At 34.2% G+C, this 17,943-nt stretch carries 15 protein-coding genes and 1 pseudogene; 8 read left to right on the plus strand and 8 right to left on the minus strand.

Features of this window, described 5'->3' with window-relative positions; translation table 11 throughout:
- The first annotated feature begins 17 nt into the window (after positions 1–17).
- Both CSW08_RS17850 and CSW08_RS17855 read left to right on the plus strand, forming a co-directional pair.
- Positions 18–755, plus strand: a complete 738-nt coding sequence (locus CSW08_RS17850) for an MlaE family ABC transporter permease (RefSeq protein WP_106661281.1) — start codon at positions 18–20, stop codon at positions 753–755.
- A complete protein-coding gene (locus CSW08_RS17855; protein WP_106661282.1) occupies positions 755–1,522 on the plus strand; it encodes an ABC transporter ATP-binding protein in 768 nt (255 codons plus the stop codon). The genes CSW08_RS17850 and CSW08_RS17855 overlap by 1 nt, the downstream gene beginning before the upstream one ends.
- On the opposite strand, the gene CSW08_RS17860 is transcribed toward CSW08_RS17855, so the two are convergent.
- The 4 genes from CSW08_RS17860 to CSW08_RS17875 all read right to left on the minus strand — a co-directional run bounded on the left by CSW08_RS17860 (position 1,523) and on the right by CSW08_RS17875 (position 6,102).
- Positions 1,523–2,983, minus strand: a complete 1,461-nt coding sequence (locus tag CSW08_RS17860) for a DUF389 domain-containing protein (RefSeq protein ID WP_106661283.1) — start codon at positions 2,981–2,983, stop codon at positions 1,523–1,525.
- A gap of 70 nt (positions 2,984–3,053) precedes the next feature.
- Positions 3,054–4,133, minus strand: a complete 1,080-nt coding sequence (locus tag CSW08_RS17865; RefSeq protein WP_106661284.1) for a mannose-1-phosphate guanylyltransferase — start codon at positions 4,131–4,133, stop codon at positions 3,054–3,056.
- Positions 4,134–4,197: 64 nt separating this feature from the next.
- The gene (locus CSW08_RS17870; protein ID WP_106661285.1) at positions 4,198–4,797 is read right to left on the minus strand and encodes a SprT-like domain-containing protein; all 600 of its coding nucleotides are present in this window, start codon (positions 4,795–4,797) and stop codon (positions 4,198–4,200) included.
- A gap of 69 nt (positions 4,798–4,866) precedes the next feature.
- Positions 4,867–6,102 carry an ABC transporter permease gene (locus tag CSW08_RS17875; RefSeq protein ID WP_106661286.1) on the minus strand — a complete coding sequence of 412 codons (1,236 nt, stop codon included), beginning with the start codon at positions 6,100–6,102 and terminating at the stop codon, positions 4,867–4,869.
- A gap of 9 nt (positions 6,103–6,111) precedes the next feature.
- On the opposite strand from CSW08_RS17875, the gene CSW08_RS17880 reads away from it, so the two are divergent.
- Positions 6,112–7,395 (plus strand): exo-beta-N-acetylmuramidase NamZ family protein, encoded by a 1,284-nt coding sequence (locus CSW08_RS17880; protein WP_106661287.1) that lies wholly within the window; start codon positions 6,112–6,114, stop codon positions 7,393–7,395.
- Positions 7,395–8,474 (plus strand): serine hydrolase domain-containing protein, encoded by a 1,080-nt coding sequence (locus CSW08_RS17885; RefSeq protein WP_106661288.1) that lies wholly within the window; start codon positions 7,395–7,397, stop codon positions 8,472–8,474. Before CSW08_RS17880 ends, CSW08_RS17885 begins: the two co-directional genes overlap by 1 nt.
- Before the next feature lie 9 nt (positions 8,475–8,483).
- Here CSW08_RS17885 and CSW08_RS17890 read toward each other — a convergent pair whose 3' ends face one another.
- Positions 8,484–8,978: a YkgJ family cysteine cluster protein gene (locus CSW08_RS17890; RefSeq protein WP_106661289.1), complete on the minus strand. Its 495-nt coding sequence runs from the start codon at positions 8,976–8,978 to the stop codon at positions 8,484–8,486.
- Positions 8,979–9,085: 107 nt separating this feature from the next.
- Here CSW08_RS17890 and CSW08_RS17895 point away from each other — a divergent pair, with 107 nt between their 5' ends.
- Positions 9,086–9,781, plus strand: coding sequence for a class I SAM-dependent methyltransferase (locus tag CSW08_RS17895; protein WP_106661290.1), 696 nt, complete (start codon positions 9,086–9,088; stop codon positions 9,779–9,781).
- On the opposite strand, the pseudogene CSW08_RS17900 reads toward CSW08_RS17895, so the two are convergent.
- The 3 genes and pseudogenes from CSW08_RS17900 to CSW08_RS17910 all read right to left on the minus strand — a co-directional run bounded on the left by CSW08_RS17900 (position 9,768) and on the right by CSW08_RS17910 (position 15,300).
- Positions 9,768–10,353, minus strand: a pseudogene (locus CSW08_RS17900) (DUF1287 domain-containing protein). The gene CSW08_RS17895 and the pseudogene CSW08_RS17900 overlap by 14 nt on opposite strands.
- Before the next feature lie 122 nt (positions 10,354–10,475).
- Positions 10,476–12,209 (minus strand): porin family protein, encoded by a 1,734-nt coding sequence (locus CSW08_RS17905; RefSeq protein WP_106661291.1) that lies wholly within the window; start codon positions 12,207–12,209, stop codon positions 10,476–10,478.
- 67 nt (positions 12,210–12,276) lie between these two features.
- On the minus strand, positions 12,277–15,300 hold the full coding sequence (locus tag CSW08_RS17910; protein WP_106661292.1) for a tetratricopeptide repeat protein: 3,024 nt from the start codon (positions 15,298–15,300) through the stop codon (positions 12,277–12,279).
- 239 nt (positions 15,301–15,539) lie between these two features.
- Here CSW08_RS17910 and CSW08_RS17915 point away from each other — a divergent pair, with 239 nt between their 5' ends.
- Genes CSW08_RS17915 through CSW08_RS17925 form a run of 3 tightly spaced genes read left to right on the plus strand, consistent with a single transcriptional unit; the run spans position 15,540 to position 17,942 of the window.
- Positions 15,540–16,223: a cell division ATP-binding protein FtsE gene (locus CSW08_RS17915; protein ID WP_106661293.1), complete on the plus strand. Its 684-nt coding sequence runs from the start codon at positions 15,540–15,542 to the stop codon at positions 16,221–16,223.
- Position 16,224: 1 nt separating this feature from the next.
- Positions 16,225–16,965, plus strand: a complete 741-nt coding sequence (locus tag CSW08_RS17920) for a methyltransferase domain-containing protein (protein ID WP_106661294.1) — start codon at positions 16,225–16,227, stop codon at positions 16,963–16,965.
- The gene (locus CSW08_RS17925; RefSeq protein ID WP_106661295.1) at positions 16,962–17,942 is read left to right on the plus strand and encodes a methyltransferase domain-containing protein; all 981 of its coding nucleotides are present in this window, start codon (positions 16,962–16,964) and stop codon (positions 17,940–17,942) included. Before CSW08_RS17920 ends, CSW08_RS17925 begins: the two co-directional genes overlap by 4 nt.
- Position 17,943: the final 1 nt, after the last annotated feature.

The raw sequence follows: 17,943 nt of genomic DNA on the forward strand, positions 1-17,943 counted from the left end.
CACTATTAAATTTTGATATGTTATACCTACACAATATTGGCACTTATTTTTTAATGATTGTCGAAATGTTTCGAAAACCCACCAAATGGGGGGTCATGAAACAATTGATTTTAAAAGATATAGATGATTTAATCATTGGCTCTTTAGGCATTGTTGCTTTTATATCATTTTTTGTTGGTGGTGTGGTTGCCATTCAAACAGCATTAAATATTAGCAATCCTTTAATTCCTAAAAACCTAGTTGGTTTTGCTACCAGGCAATCTATTGTTTTAGAATTTGGACCAACATTCATATCCATAATCATGGCGGGAAAAGTAGGGTCGTTCATCACCTCTAGCATAGGTACTATGCGTGTTACAGAGCAAATTGATGCTTTGGAAGTTATGGGTATAAATTCTTTAAACTACCTCGTGTTTCCAAAATTTATTTCCTTACTATTATACCCGTTTGTGATTTCCATCGCTATGTTTTTAGGAATTTTTGGAGGTATGGTCGCCAGTGTTTATGGTGGTTTTAGTACTGCGGAGGACTATATTGCAGGAATCCAATTAGATTTTAAACCTTTTCACGTTGCCTACGCTTTTATTAAAACCTCTGTATTTGCTTTTATTTTAGCAACTATTCCCTCCTTTCATGGTTTTTATATGAAAGGTGGTGCTCTAGAAGTTGGAAAGGCCAGTACCACATCATTTGTTTGGACCAGTGTGGTTATTATTCTTTTAAATTATTTACTAACCCAAATGTTGTTGAGCTAATGATAGAGGTTAAAGATTTACATAAATCATTTGCTGGCGTAGAAGTTTTAAAAGGCATTAGCACCACTTTTGAAAAAGGGAAAACCAATCTTATTATTGGACAAAGCGGCTCGGGTAAAACGGTTTTTATAAAGTGCTTATTAGGTCTTTTTCCGTATGAACAGGGTTGTATTTCTTATGATGGTAAAATATTTTCAGAATTAACAGAAGACCAAAAACGTGATTTAAGAGGTGAGATTGGCATGGTATTTCAAGGTAGTGCCCTATTTGATTCTTTGACCATTGCACAAAATGTTATGTTTCCTTTAAAAATGTTTACCAAGCAAAGCAAAAGTGAAATGGAAGATAGGGTGGATTTTGTTTTAAAGCGTGTTAACCTCATTGATGCCCATCATAAAATGCCCAGTGAGGCTTCAGGCGGCATGCAAAAACGTGTTGCCATTGCGCGTGCCATTGTAAACAATCCTAAATATTTATTTTGTGATGAACCCAACTCCGGTCTAGACCCAAAAACGGCTATTATTATTGATAATCTGATAAAGGAAATTACAGATGAATACGATATTACAACCGTTATTAATTCCCATGACATGAATTCGGTTATGGAAATTGGTGAAAAAATCGTGTTCTTAAAAGATGGCTTAAAAGCTTGGGAAGGATCTAAAGACACCATATTTAAAACCGATAATGAGGTTGTTACCGATTTTGTGTATTCTTCAGAATTAATGAAAAAAGTACGCCAAATGTATATTGAAGAAAAACAGTGATTAATACACGCGCCTAACCACCAAAGTATCTAAAGATAAACGTTGTTTTAACCATCTTTCCAATTTTTGCCTTTCATTTAAAATTGCAGCTTCTTTCTCTAAAGATTTATTCCATTTTACCTCAAAAACAGGAATAGTATCAATTTTAGTGAAATTGGTTTTTATTTCAATAGCATACGAAAAATGATCTAAATTGGTGTAATTTATTTTCACTTCTTTTGCTATATCATCAAAAGGAATTTGGTTACGCTCATACTTTGACAACTGCTTTAATTTAGTTTCCAGAAATGTGATTTTTTGAGTTTGGGATAATAAATCCAAGGAATCTCTTGAGCGCAACTCCTCCATATATTTAAAGCTATCTAAATTTCTGGATTTGTTTTGATTAAAAATTAGTTCGGTATTTTTCAATGCAGTATAATCACTCATCCTTACCCTTAGTAGTTCTATAGCAGTCTCAGGAATGTCATCAAGACCAAATGTGTTTAGTTCTATGGTTGTTTTACCATCTGTATAATTATAAATAGCGTTCTTTTTAATGTATTCAGAATGAGGTAATGCCGTTAATTCATTCGTAACAAACGCTCTGGCATCTTTCATAAAATTACTCTCTTCCAATACATTTATAAACGTCCAAAGGGCTGGAATCATCACCACAATGGCTAGCAATGAAGCTAATCTCCCAATACGTTTCCGCTTAGCAGAATTAACATACTTAAGCATAGGAAAGCGTAATACTTTTAAAATGATGAAAGTCGCAAGACCAATAAAAATAGTGTTAATGGAAAACAAATACATGGCCCCACCAAAATATTGCCAGTTACCTTTAGCCAAGCCGTAACCTGCTGTGCACAAAGGCGGCATTAAAGCGGTGGCAATAGCTACTCCAAAAATGGCAGACGCTATGGTACCTCTTTTAGTTCGAGCGATAAGTAATGCAGAACCACCAAAAAAAGCAATCAATACATCGCGAATATCTGGTTTTACACGCCCTAAAAGTTCTGAGGTATCTTCACTTAATGGAAATAAATAAAAAAACAAAAATGCCGTTAGTAAACTAAGAACAATCATAATACCCAAATTAATGAGTGATCGCTTTAATGTATCAACATCATTAATCGCTATAGACAAACCAACCCCTAAAATAGGCCCCATTAGCGGGGATATTAACATGGCTCCAATAACAACTGCAGTGGAATTCGCATTTAAACCTATGGAAGCCACAAAAACAGAACATATTAAAATCCAAGCTGTGGCGCCTTTAAAAGGAATGTCGTTTTTTATAGCCTGTATTGTGGCATCCCTGTCGGTATCCTCTCTAAAATCTAATAATTCTTTCAGAAACTTATTTATACTTAAAAACAACCCTAGAGCTTCCTTTTTTAAATTCTTTTTGGATTGCTCAACCGATGCTTCTTTTCCGTTTTCATCATCAGAAAAATTGAATTTGTTTTCTTCCATTTATATAGAACTCATTTTTAGTCACAAGACACTAATATAAAAAATAAATTATCCGGATTTACATCCATTTTTAACCATGTTCTACTCCAAAAGCATCTTTTACTTTTTGTAACACTTTTTTAATATCCTGTTCTTTGGATTTCGGATAAATAAGTAACACATCTTCTTTATCTACAATAATATAATCGTTTAAACCATCAACAACCACAATTTTATTCTTTTTGGTTCTAATCATATTTCCCGAGGCATCTTCTGTTAAAGTTCTAGCATTAACAACGGCGTTCCCACTATTATCTTTATCCAATTTATCATATAAACTACCCCAGGTTCCTAGGTCGTTCCAATCAAATTCTGCCCCAATGACATATACATTGCTGGATTTTTCCATGATGGCATAATCTACCGAAATATTATCAGCCTTTGGATAATTCTGTAGAATGAATTCGTCCTCACCATCTGTATTATAAGCATGCATACCATTTTCAAAAAGACCGTACAAACGAGGTTGGTTAGTTTTAAAAGCTTCCACCACACTTTTAACACTCCACATAAAAATACCGGCATTCCAAAGAAAATTCCCTTGTTTTATAAATGATTTAGCGGTTTCATAATCGGGTTTTTCCCTAAACTGATTAACAGATTTGATGGTATCAGATGTATTTTTATCAAACTCAATATAACCAAAACCGGTGTTTGGAAAAGTTGGCTGAATACCAAGCGTCACAAGGGCATCATTTTTTGAACAAAAATCAAAAGCTTGTTCCACGTTTTTAGAAAAGGTTATTTCATCTTCAATCCAGTGGTCGCTGGGCGCCACAATCATCACCGCATTTGGGTTTTCCTTTTGTATTTTTAATGAGGCATACAAAATACATGGTGCTGTATTTCTCATGGCCGGTTCTAAAACCACTTGGCGCTGGGTTACTTCAGGAAGTTGCTCTAATACCAAATCGTTATACTTTTCATTGGTTAAAATGAAAATGTTCTCTTTCGGAATTAAATGTGCCAAACGGTGAAATGTTTTTTGAATAAGCGTATCGCCAGTTCCTAACATATCATGAAACTGCTTTGGAAAGCTTTCTGTACTTACTGGCCAAAACCGAGATCCTACTCCGCCTGCCATTAATATAGCGTAATAATTTTTGTTCATATTAAATGTATTCTCATTCCCATTAGTTAAGAATGTGTTTATATATTTTTATTTGATTCCTACTTTATAAAGCAATTAGTTCTACTTCTGCATTCGGATTGAAAAGATACAACTTTCCTGTTTTAATCTCCAAACACTCGTAACGTTTTACCCGCAATGGTCCCATTTTAAAAATCTTACCATTGTATAATTTAAACATGCTTCCAAACGGTACATCAAAAATAAATGTTTTATCATTAGGTTGGTCGTATTGTTTTAATGCCAATGCCAATTTAGTATCGGTATCACTGGTCGCTTTAGGATTTTTAAAATGCTTTGCCAATAAGGGCAAGAGTGATGAAGGAAAAACATCTGGATTTAAAAATGGCAACATTAAATGCTGGAAGGTACGTTTCCACTCTACACCATGGGGTTTTATAAATTTTCCGCAGGTTTTATAAGCTTCAAAATGGGCGATTTCATGTATAAGGGTAATTAAAAATCGATAGTGATTTAAATTGGAATTCACTGTTATCTGATGTTTTCCATTAGGCAATTGCCTATAATCACCATGACGTGTTTTACGCTCATTCTTCACGGTAACCGTTAAATTTTCATGCTTTAAAAGTTCTAAAACAGGGTTTAGTGCCCTTATGGGTATAAAATCTTGAAGCGTGTTTTGCATGGCACAAAAATACAATTATTCTATTAGCATGAAAGCATGGATTTGGGAAACGAGGATATTACCTTTAGCCTACTCAAACCTAATCGCCTTAACCGGAGATATTTTAGTAATAATATAAGAAGGCACCAAAAGCATCAATAAACACAATACTAAGGTGCCAATGTTTAAGCCTAAAATATAGGTGAAATTAATATACACTGGAGCTTCGGTTACGTAATACACACTAGGGTCTAGCGGGAAGAGTTTAAACTGCTTTTGGGCAAATAGCAAGCCTAAGCCCAACAGATTTCCCCAAAATAAGCCTAGAATAATTAAATAAGAGGCGTTATATAAAAACAACTTTCTTATGCTCCAATTGTTACTGCCTAAGGCTTTCAAAATACCAATCATTTGCGTGCGCTCTAAAATCAGCACCAGCAAAGCGGTTATCATGTTAATGCCAGCGACTAAAATCATGATGCCTATAATGCCGTAAATGTTTTTATCGAATATTTTAATCCATTCAAAAATGGAATAATAGCTTTCACTGATGGTTTTGGCATCAAGCGTTGAGGGAATGGCTTTAAAAATTTCAATGCCTTTATTGTCAAGGTCGTTGTAATCAGTTATAAATATTTCAAAATTCCCAACTTGGTCGGATTCCCAATTATTAATACGTTGCAAATGCCTGATATCGCCAATAACATAGGTGGCATCAAAATCTTGAAACCCAGAATTGTAAATCCCTACTATTTTATAAGTGATAATGTTTGGCAGTTTCTCGGGGTCTACTTTTTTAAAAAACATTTGGAAGGTATCACCTAACTTAAAACCCAATCGGTTGGCAATATATTGCGACATTAACACGTCTTCATTACGTTTTTGGGTATAATCTGGCACACGACCTTCCACTAAAAAATCTTTAAAATAGCTCCAATCATAATCGCCACCCACGCCCTTTAGAACTAGACCTTCAAAATCGGTTTCGGTACGAATCACGCCAAATTTGGTTGCCACTGCTTGAATATGCCTTACCCCTTCAACGGACTTGAATTCTGGATAAAAATCTTGCTTTGTGGAAATTGGAAATACACTTTCTTGCGAATTATTGCTATCATAATTCGTTATGGTAACATGCCCATTAAACGCCACGACTTTATCACGTATTTTCTGCTGTAAACCTATGCCTGTAGCAATAGCAATCATCATGACCACAATACCAATTGCAATTGCTGCGATACCAATTTTTATTATTGGTGCCGAAATACTACTTTTATACGCTTTACTGCCAATAATGCGTTTTGCTATAAAATATTCGTAATTCAAATTTTGTATATGTGGTTTAATGTTCTCAAAAATACAGTTTTCCCGATAACTATCGGAATTGTTTTAGTACTTATTTCTTGTGGGAACACGGGGAAGACGGGAGACGGAATACTGAAGACAGTGGATAAAAAAACTGAGACAGATAAACCTCATGAGATCCTGAAACAAGTTCAGGATGACAGTAATATTATTGTTGGTGCTAACCAAACCGAAACATACATATCCCTACTTAAAGGAAAACGCATTGGCGTTGTAGCCAACCCAACAAGTGTGGTATTTAAAGCGAATGGTAAAAACTATACGCATTTGGTAGATTCGCTTTTGGCTTTAAATATTAAAATTTCTAAAGTATTTTCTCCAGAGCATGGTTTTCGTGGCACTGCTGATGCTGGCGAACTTGTTAACGATAGTAAAGATGCTAAAACGGGTTTATCGATTGTGTCGCTTCACGGCGAACATAGAAAACCAAAATCGGACGACTTATCTAATATAGATGTGATGGTTTTCGACCTGCAAGATGTGGGCGTTCGTTTTTACACTTATATCTCTACCCTGCATTATGTTATGGAAGCTTGTGCGGAAGCCAATATTCCTTTGATTATTCTAGACCGACCCAACCCGAATGGCAGTTATGTTGATGGCCCAACTTTAGAAATAGAAAACCAAAGTTTTTTAGGCATGCACCCCATTCCGTTAGTACATGGCATGACTATTGGTGAATATGCTAAAATGATAAATGGCGAAAAATGGTTAAAAAATGGTGTTCAATGCCAAATTACCGTAATTCCTGTTAAAAATTACAATCATAATATGCCTTACAGTTTACCTATTCGGCCTTCGCCAAACCTTCCAAACGATCAATCCATAAAATTATACCCCAGTCTTGGTTTATTTGAAGGCACTACTATAAATGCAGGTCGTGGCACAGAATTTCAATTTCAGAGATATGGTGCACCGTTTTTGAATAAGTCTGTTTTTACATTCACCTATACGCCTGTCGAAAATTTTGGTGCTAAAAATCCGAAGCATAAAGGCATACTTTGTTATGGCGAAGATTTAAAAGATGAAAAAACAACAAATCAAGTGAGCTTAAAATGGCTCATAAAAGCCTATAATAATGCATCGGATAAATCAAAGGTTTTTAACACTGCTAATTTTACCACACATGCTGGTACAGCCAAACTTCAAAAGCAAATTGAAGCAGGTTTAAGTGAAGAGCAAATCAAAGCCACTTGGCAACAAGGACTTGAAACTTTTAAAAATTCACGTAAAAAATATTTAATTTATAATTAATGAAGCGAATCATTGCCTCTCTCATGCTGCTCTTAACCTCTCTGGGTTTTAGTCAACATATTGATAATCCTACACAACAAAAAATAAGTATCGCCAGGAAAAAGGCTAAAAAATTTTTAAAAAGCCAACATATTCCAGGCATGGCGATTTCTGTCTCAAAAGGCGGAGAGATTATTTGGTCTGAAGGATTTGGTTATGGCAAACGTAAACCAACTGTACCTATAAACCCAAGTTTGACATTATTTAGAATTGCCAGTATTTCTAAATCCATAACTGCCGTGATGCTTGCGAAATTGGCTGAAGATAAGATGATTGATTTAGATACCAGTATTTATAACTATTTACCCGATTACCCTAAAAAAGAATACGACTTTACTGCCCGACAATTAGGCGGACACTTGGCTGGTATTAGGCATACTACGGATGATGAATTCAAATTAAATAAGCGAATGACCATTACCGAAGGGTTGGATATTTTTAAGAATGACCCGCTTTTATTTGAACCTTTAACCAGTTTTCATTATAACTCATTGGGTTATGTATTGCTAAGTGAAGTGATGCAAAAAGCAGCGAATAAAGACTTTTATGCAATGGTTAGGGATTCTATTTTAATCCCCTTAAAAATGGACAATACCACTATGGATGCCTCAAACGCCATCCCACCCAACACCACTAATTTTTACAGAACAAAGCGTATTTTATCCAATCCAGTTGCCAACGAATATAAAATAGCCGGTGGTGGTTTTTTAGCAACGTCAGAAGATATTGTAAAGTTTGGAAATGAACTTATTTCGCCAACCCTAATTTCTAAAGAATCACTCGCACAATTGGTAACATCGCAACGGTTAAAAAATGGTAACCGAACGGGTTATGGCATTGGTTTTTCAGTAGAAAAAACAAAACATGACACCCCTAAATATTACCATACAGGTGGTGGTGTTGGCGCTTCTAGCATTTTAATGATTTTCCCTGAAGAAGATGTGGTTATTACGGTTTTAACAAATAAATCAGGTATAGATATGAAGGCTTTTGGAGAAGAATTGGAAGCAGTTTTAGTCAATGATATTACTGAAAACTGAGACTGAAAACTAAAGCTTAATCCGTCGTTTAATCTCCTCAACAATATTAAAAGCTGCTGGACAAATAGCTACATTTTTTAGAGTAAGATTTGAAATTTGTTGAAATTTTTTTCTGTCGGTATGCGGAAATTCTTGGCAAGCTTTTGGTCGGACGTCGTAAATGGAACAATAATTATCCGCTCCTAAAAATGTGCACGGCACACCTTGCAACACATAATCTTTGTCTTCATCAATTCGTAAATACTGATTGATAAACTGCTGCGGTTTCAGTTTGAAATGTTTGGCAATTCGTTCAATATCTTTATCTGTAAATAAAGGACCCGTGGTTTTACAGCAATTAGCACATTGCAAGCAATCTGTTTTTTTAAACTCGGCTTCATGCAATTCTTCCATCACATAATCCAGATTCTTTGGAGGCTTGTTTTTTAGCTTCTCAAAGAATTTTTTGCTTTCGTTATGCTTATCTTTGGCAAGCTTTGGAAGATTATTGATGATGTTTTGCATGGGGTAAAAATACTATTTTAAATGAGATGCTGAAATTGAAAATTCATGAACACTTTAATTAAAATAATATGTTTGTGAATAAACAAGTTCAGCATGACAAGAAAAAGATGAAAGACTTATTTGGACGAGCTTTATTAGATTACCAAAACGGACATTATACCGAAGACCTCATCACGTCCACCAATATTTCTGAGGAAGATGATTTGCCACTTCCCTATCTGTTTCGAGATTTTAAAGACATGCCCAAGCTAGAAAAAAATGCCTTGCAATTGGCTAAAGGTTCCGTTTTAGATGTGGGCTGTGGTGCAGGGAATCACAGTTTGTATTTACAGAAAAAAGGCTTTACTGTCAAAGCCATTGATATTTCAAAAGGCGCTATTGAAGTTTCTAAACTTCGTGGCGTTACCCATGCGGAAGTCAAAAATATTTTAGATGAAAAAGATACCTTCGACACTGTTTTATTGTTGATGAATGGCACAGGCATCTTTCAAGAACTCTCTCAAGTTTCTAAATACTTAACGCATTTAAAAAGTCTACTAAAACCTAACGGACAGATTTTAATAGATTCTTCGGATATTAAATACATGTACGAAGACGACGATGGTGGTTTTTGGATGGATGCCCATGCTAACTATTACGGTGAACTCGATTATTATTTAAGCTATAAAGGAGAGGAAGAAACACCTATGAAATGGTTGTATTTGGATTTTGATACTTTAAAACTAGCTTGCGATACCGTTGGCTTAACATGCGAACTGGTCTTGGACGGTTCGCATTTTGATTATTTGGCTAGGTTGGGATAAACCTATAATGACCAATTATTTTAAATTTAAACAAACAATCTTCTAAAACTTGTCCCCCACCAATATTATGAACAATCAAATATCTTTTTTCCATCGTTTGATTTCTTATTAACTACAATTCCAATATGGGTTATTGCCCCTCCTAAATTCCAACAAACTATATCTCCAGGTATATAATCTTTCATGCTATTAGTTATTGGTTTAGCGGTCCCTTGACGCTCAAAATAAGTCATTAAATTTGGAACACGTCTATGATCTATATTCTTATCTGTTGTTTTCAACCCCCATATCTTTGGATATAAAGAGAAATGGGTTTTCATATCTTCATGAACTTCTTTTTGTAAATCAATCCCCAATTTTCGGTAAGCTCTAATTACAACGTCAGTACAAACACCTTTATCACTTGGAACATCTCCATTAGGATAATTAATTGAAAAATAACTTGGGTCGTAAACCACTTTATGCTTAGTTAATTCTAAAGCAGCATCTGAAAGATTTAATGTTTGAATTACTTGCTGAGAAATACAAAAATTAAAACAGAGAACTAAAATGATAAAGAATATCTTTTTCATTTAAAACATGAATTTCAATTGATGAGATTCCCGCCTTCGCGGGAATGACAATTATTTCTATTTATGAGACCCTGAAATACTGAAACGAGTTCAGCACAGGTGAGTTCAGGGTGACACAAGCGTCAAAAATCAAATTTATAAGTCGCCCCAGCTAAAAACTGCATGCTTTGTACAGGGAAATTTTGCCAACGTTGGTACCCTTGATTTGCTAAGTTATTGCCTTTAGCAAATACAGAAAATTGGTCGTTAATATGATACCCTATATGCGCATTGGCGTCAAAATAACTATCTAAAGTTACTGTAAATGGTGAAGCCACTGTAACGCCATCATTTAGATATAATTGATCTTTACGTTCGCCAATATAATATAAATTAGCACCTGCATACCACTTATCACTTATTTGGTAATCTAAGAATAAGGAGCCTTTGGTGTCTGGTAAATTCCAAGCTTCTGCTTGTGTATCGGAAGAATAACTAAAAAATTCAGCTTTCAAACCTAATGTAAAATTTCTATTGACGTCTACATTAATTTCACCAGCTACACTATAGGTTTTTACATCGTCATACACAATACCAAAGGAGTTTCCATAAGAATAGTTTTGGGTGCTATTAGACGTTATTTCATTATTCCTGAACAAAGCTTTATCCCTATCTGACATGTATCTACCATTAAAATTATAACTCACATGGCTGGACACTTTTCCTTTCAACCCCACAAACGCATTATACAATTGGTCGGTTGGCTGAATTAATAATGTTGGCGATACAAATGTGTTCTCATTAGCAAAACCATAATAGGAATTCTGGATTAAATCACCTTGAATACCGCCATAAGCAATTAAAATATCGTTAACCAATCGGTAGGTTGCGGTGACGTTTGGATACACAAAAATTTTGTTATCACTACCTTGGGTATCATTTAAATAATAAACCGATGCCCCCAAATTAACGGTTAAATCATCTTGTTTCATTTCATAAGCAGATGATAATCCCACAAAAAAGTTTCCATATTTTAATTCTTCATCTACTTCATAACTCCTATCGAAAGCACCTCCCAAATAATCGAACTTCAAAACCGTGGCCAATTCTTCATCGCTATTAATAGGAATATCTGCTTTTATTTGTGCGGTAAATCTATTCTCACCAGAACCTTGATTATCTCCAAAACGTCTAAAAAAAACATTTGCGGAATTTATATAAGTATCATGAAATGAAATATCACTACCTAAATGTGCTCCAAAAAAGGAATGCCCCATGGCAATTTGGTCTGCTTCTGCTTCATCTAATTGAAATTCTGGCACACCATACCAATTATAGTTTTGGTGCTGAAATCCACCCTCTATATTCCATGATAGATCCCTTAAATGCGATACATAATTCAGGTTAAGCTTTGAGTTTGAAAAGTTGTCATCAAACACTAAATCTTCAATACCGCCTTGAGACGAATGATGACTTATATAACCCCCAAAGCTTTCCGTTCTACTCAACGCATGACTTACATACACTTCACCTAGAATAGTGGTATACGTACCCACACCCACCGTTGCGTAGTTATCAAATATTTTTTCGGGTGCTTTTTGTTCTACAACTGCCGCTTTTCCTTTCGCAGGCGTAAAGGTTGATGCCACTGGAATTGAAAAGATATTGTACTTTATTTCCTTTTTATTTGTGGTAACATCATCATCTAAATTTGGTGTTTCCTTAACCTTAAAAGCATCGGATATGGAAGGTGTATATGGTTTTACAACGTCAATAACCCCTGTTCTTATCGTGTCTTTTTCTCTATCTTGAGCAAATGATACCAATATATTTAAAGTTACTGCTAGTAATATGATATTTTTTACGTGCTTACGCATACTTGTTTATTTACGATTTATGATTTACGATTTATGACTCCCGTTTCACGATTCACGATTCACAAAACTAATTGCCTTGTGGTTGAACAGATGAATTTGTTTTGGCCTCTTCAGCTTTTATTTTGCTTAACTCTGTTTTGGCTTCAGAAACCACATCATCAAATTCCGGGAAATTCTGAATAACACTTTCTAAAATATAAGTGGCTTGGAACGCATCTTTTAATGCATAAAAATTCTTCGCCATAAGCACCAATCCTTTAGCACTGTAATATTTATATCCTGAAAAATCTTTAGCCAACCTTTGAACCGCCGTATTGGACGCTTCAAACTTGCCTTCTTTATTCTTAAAATACGCATTATAATAAAGGGCTTCGGCTGCTGTTTCTCCTGTTGCTACTTCTTCAACCTTAGCAAAAGCTGCTTTTGCTTTCATTTCATCATTCATTTTAATGGCAGAACGTGCAATAATAACATGGGCATCACTCTTGATTTTATTATCGATTTTTGAATTTTCCAATACTTTTTCAGCATAAGAAATCGCATCGGTATATTTTTCCAATTGGTATTGCGCCTTCATTAAATTGGATTGGGCAAACACCACGTTTTGAGGCAAGTTAGCCTCAGTTTCCAATCTTTTCAATAACGGTATGGCTGCATTCCAATTTTTCGCCTCCAAGTAATGTTGGGACAAACGCGCCAACGCTTCTTCGGTAAATTCACTTCTCGATGCCTCGGCAACAAATTTATAATGCGGTGCCGCATTGTCTGTTAAACCTTGCTTATAATACATTTGAGCTACATAAAAATGCGCCTGTAAAGCATGGATTCCGTTAGGGAATTGCGCTAAATAGCCATTAAATTGTTTGATGGCTTTATCTGTATTGTTATCCAAATATTGTTTTTCGGCTGCTTCATACGTCGCATTATCTAAATCGGCATCCGTAACATTTACAAAGTCTAAGGTTTTAGCCCAAGCCGCATATTCATCTACACGCCCCATATCTATATAAATAAGTCTGGCGGTAGATACCGCTTGAACAGCTTCGGGCGTTCCTGAATAATCAGTCGCTACTTTTTTAAACTTAGTTAAAGCTTGTTCATTATTGCTTCCGTTATAATACACCAAGCCTTGACGTAATAATGATTTTGGTACAAAAGAACTCATACGATATTCATCGTTTAATCGATTATACATCGTCATCGCCTTTTCTGTTTGATTGGCTTTCACATAAGAATTACCCAATTCGTACATGGCATCATCGCGAAGTTTTGAGTTTGGATATTTTGAAATAAATTGTTCCAGTTCCGATATTTTTTTTGAATCGTTACCGCCATAACCTGCACTAATGGCTTTTTGAAAAAACGGATAATCTGATTCTATCTCGTTTAACTTGATTGCGTTTTCATAAGCTTTGGCAGCATCATTATAATTACTAGACACAAAATAAGTATCTCCCAAACGCAAATAGGCATCATTCAACCTGACTTTATCATCCTTTCTTTTATTGATAAATTGATTGAAATATTGGCTAGCTTGTGGATAATTTTTCAATTTAAAATAGGTATAAGCCAAATTGTAATCAATATTGGTATTTTCTGAAGTTGACGACGCTGATGATTGCTGAGCAAATTGCTTAAAGCCCACTAAAGCCTCATCATAATTGGTTAAATTATAATCCGTTTCGGCTTTCCAAAAGGTCGCTCTGGCAGTATAGTTATTATCTCTTGGTTCTTTCAAAGACCTATCAAAAAGCGATTTAGCTTCCAAATAATTGCCTTCGTTATAAACCTCCAAACCCCTATAAAACGCCACTTTTTGTAAGGCCACTTTGTTTTCAAAACTATTTTTTCCTTCCAAAAGTTTGATGGCTTCTTTATAATTTTTAGAGGTGATGTAAGAATCAATCAAGAGGGTTTCAATCTCTTCCCTATAAATGGTTTTCGGATACTTGTTTAAATATTCAGCCAAAACTTGAGGGGCCGATTGGTATGGATTACCAATTTCATAGCTAATTTTGGCATAATTCAACCAAGCATCTTCTTGAATCTTTAAATCGAAAGTCATTTGCGATGCATTTCTAAAAGCATTTAATGCTTCTTGCTTTTTATTGAGTTTAATATAGCTTTCTCCTAAGTGATAATAGGCGTTTTGGGCTGTAGCATCGTTTCCTCCAACTATTTTATTGAATTCTGAAATGGCACTGTCATAATCGCCTTGTTTGTAATGGGCATACCCTAATTGGTAAAAATCAACATTGTTCCACTTCCCATTTTTGCCTTTATACGCTTTTAAATAAGGAATGGCTGCGGCATATTCATTTAAGTTGAAATAACTTTCACCAATAATTTTTGAAAGCTCCGATACTTCACTTTGGTCTCCTTTAGGTAATTGTTCTTTAGCTAATTTAATGGCTTCCTCAAATTTCCCAAGTTTGAAATTTAAATCTGCTTGATAATAAGAGAGTTTTTCTTTGTAACGTTCTTGGTCGGTTACTTGCTCAAAATATTGATTGGCCTGTTCATAATCATTGCCTTCATAAGCCATATAACCAATATAATATTTGGCTTGAGAACCATACTCTTGAGAATTTTCAACCCTGCCCAAATATTCTTTGGCCTCTTTATTTTGCTTCGCTGAAAATGCGGAATATCCATAATTAAAATTGAATTTTTCCATTTCTTTTCTGCTTAAGGCACCTTCATCAACTTTAGCATACCATTTTAAGGCATGCGGAAATTTTCCGTTAACAAAATAATAATCGGCCACATCTACAAAAGCGGTATTCCGTTTGGTACTTGTTGGATATTCTTCTACAAAATCCTCTACCAATCTATCAGCATTTTGTTGATTTAAACGCACAGCGCAATTGGCGATATAATAGGCACAATCCGACTTTAAAACGTCTTCTTTAGCTGTTTTTTGAATGGTGGCAAACAACGATTGCGATGCTAAATATTGCTGATTGTTATATAATGTTAAAGCTTTTTGGAAATCTACCAAATCACTGGTATATGTTGCAGATTGCTGTGCTATAACCTGATAGCAAAAAGCGAGAGCAACCAAGAGGGAAATACTATTATTTTTTGTCATTGACAATATGTTTTTAATTTAAAAATCAAAGATAATTTAATATAAACCCTATAACGTAACAATTGTGCTAGAATTATAAACCGACTTATTAAAAACGGAAAAATAAATATTTACAGGAATAAATCGTTATTAATTTAAAAGTACGAACAATTGCTTACTCTAAACTTTTCGCTTTTAACTTTCAACTTTTGACTTTTAAATAATACATTTACAACACGATTAAAAAATCCATTCATTTTATGCCAAACCCTATCCTTCAATTAAAAAATGTATCTATATATCAAGGCGATAGCCTGGTGCTTTCTAATGTTAATGTTGAAATTAACAAAGGTGATTTTGTGTATTTGATTGGCAAAACAGGATCTGGCAAAAGTAGTTTTATGAAAACCCTGTATGGTGATTTATCTTTAACAGAAGGCGAAGGGCATATTGTAGAATACGATTTAAAAACCCTAAAGGAAGATGATATTCCCTTTTTAAGACGAAAACTTGGGGTAGTTTTTCAGGACTTTAAATTACTGACCGATAGAACCATCAACGAAAATTTACTATTTGTTTTAAAGGCAACCGGTTGGAAAGACCAAAACCAAATGAATACGCGTGTAGAAGAAGTTTTGGCTAAGGTCGATATGAAGACCAAAGGCTTCAAATATCCGCACGAGCTTTCTGGTGGTGAGCAACAACGTATCGCTATTGCCCGAGCCTTACTTAATAACCCAGAACTTATTTTGGCCGATGAGCCAACAGGAAATTTAGATCCACAAACCAGCATTGAAGTTATGGAAGTGCTACAAGAAATAAACAAAAATGGCAATACCATACTAATGGCCACACACGATTATGCGTTGCTATTAAAATATCCCAGTAAAACATTGAAGTGTGACGACAACCAAGTTTATGAAGTAGTGCAAAGGAAGGGATGATATGTACATTTTCATTAAAAAGATTATTAAAGCTTTAATTCCTAAAGATTTTTTATTTAAATACGAGCAAATTTTTCGTTTCCCTTATGCCCTTTTTTTTCTTGGAAACAATCATACATGTCATATTTGTCAAAAAAAATTACGCACATTTATTTTACTAAAAAATGATGATTTACTCTGTCCTTTTTGTGGAAGTTTATCAAGAAACCGAAGACTTTGGTATTTACTAAACCAAAATAATGTTTTAAAAGGGAACCTTCTACATTTTTCACCATCTAGAAGTCTCTATAGAATTTTAAAAAAACATAAAGCCATCACATATTATAGTTCTGATTTTGAAAATGAGTTTTTAGCCGATTATAAATTTGATATTACCAATATAAAACAGGACAACGAAAAATTTGATACCATTATTTGTTATCATATTTTAGAACATATTATAGAAGACCAAAAAGCGATATCCGAACTTTATAGAGTTTTAAAGCCTCATGGAACTGTGTATATTCAAACGCCTTTTAAAGATGGTGAAATTTATGAAGATTATTCTATTCTTACCCCACAAGAAAGAAAAAAGCATTTCGGGCAAGAAGACCATGTTAGAATATATTCCATTGAAGGTTTAAAAAATAGGCTCATGAATAATGGCTTTAATGTTTCAGTAAAAACACTAAATAAAACAGATGATGATTTATTTTTGGGTTTAAAATCTCCTGAAACCATTTTAATCGCAACAAAACAATGAGATTAATAACTTTAGATGACATTATTGATACTTATGCTAAATTAAACCAGCGAGGCATACACTTTATTACCTCAAAATTCAGTGTAAACAAAATCAAAAGAGCAAAAACTGCTTTCAACCATGAAAAAATAGATTCATCTAATTGGTGGATTATACCAAAGGTTAAAGAAAGATGGAACACGTTAATTACAGGTAATAAAGATTTAGATTTCAAAGATTTTACTGTAAATACAATCTTAAAGAACAAAACAAATTTAAAAATGCTATCTCTTGGAAGCGGCAATTGTTGTCATGAATTGAAATTTGCTTCATTCAATAATTTTGATGAAATTCTTTGTACCGATATTTCTGATGTGCTTCTTAATAATGCTGAAACTATTTCAAAAAACAAAAAACTGGATAATATAAAATTCGAAGTACAGGATGCGAATACATTTTCATTTCCAGAAAAATACTATGATATTGTTTTCTTCAGAGCATCACTTCATCATTTTAAAAATATTGAAAGTTTAATAGGAAAGTCCGTAAAAGAAGCATTGAAAGATGATGGAATACTTATTATTGATGAATATGTGGGAGCCAATAGATTACAGTTTCCAAAATACCAAATTGATGCAATAAATGAGGCCATAAAATTAATTCCAAAAAAATACAGAAAGCGTTATAAGTTAAATTTTTACAAAAATAAAGTTTCAGGGTCAGGTATAATTAGAATGAAAATCGCCGATCCTTCAGAATGTATAGAATCCGCAAACATTCTTCCCTCCATACATAAACATTACAATACAATTTATGAGGCAAGTTATGGGGGCAACATTTTAATGACAACACTCAAAGATATAGCACATCACTTCCTAAATACCAATCAAGCAAATGAAGAAGTATTAAATCAGCTTTTTGAATTTGAGGATATTTATCTAAAAAATCATCCAAGTGATTTTATTTTTGGTATTTATGAAAAACCAAACAACAAATAAT

Origin of the sequence: Confluentibacter flavum (assembly GCF_002843175.1) — a bacterium.
GTDB lineage: Bacteria > Bacteroidota > Bacteroidia > Flavobacteriales > Flavobacteriaceae > Confluentibacter > Confluentibacter flavum.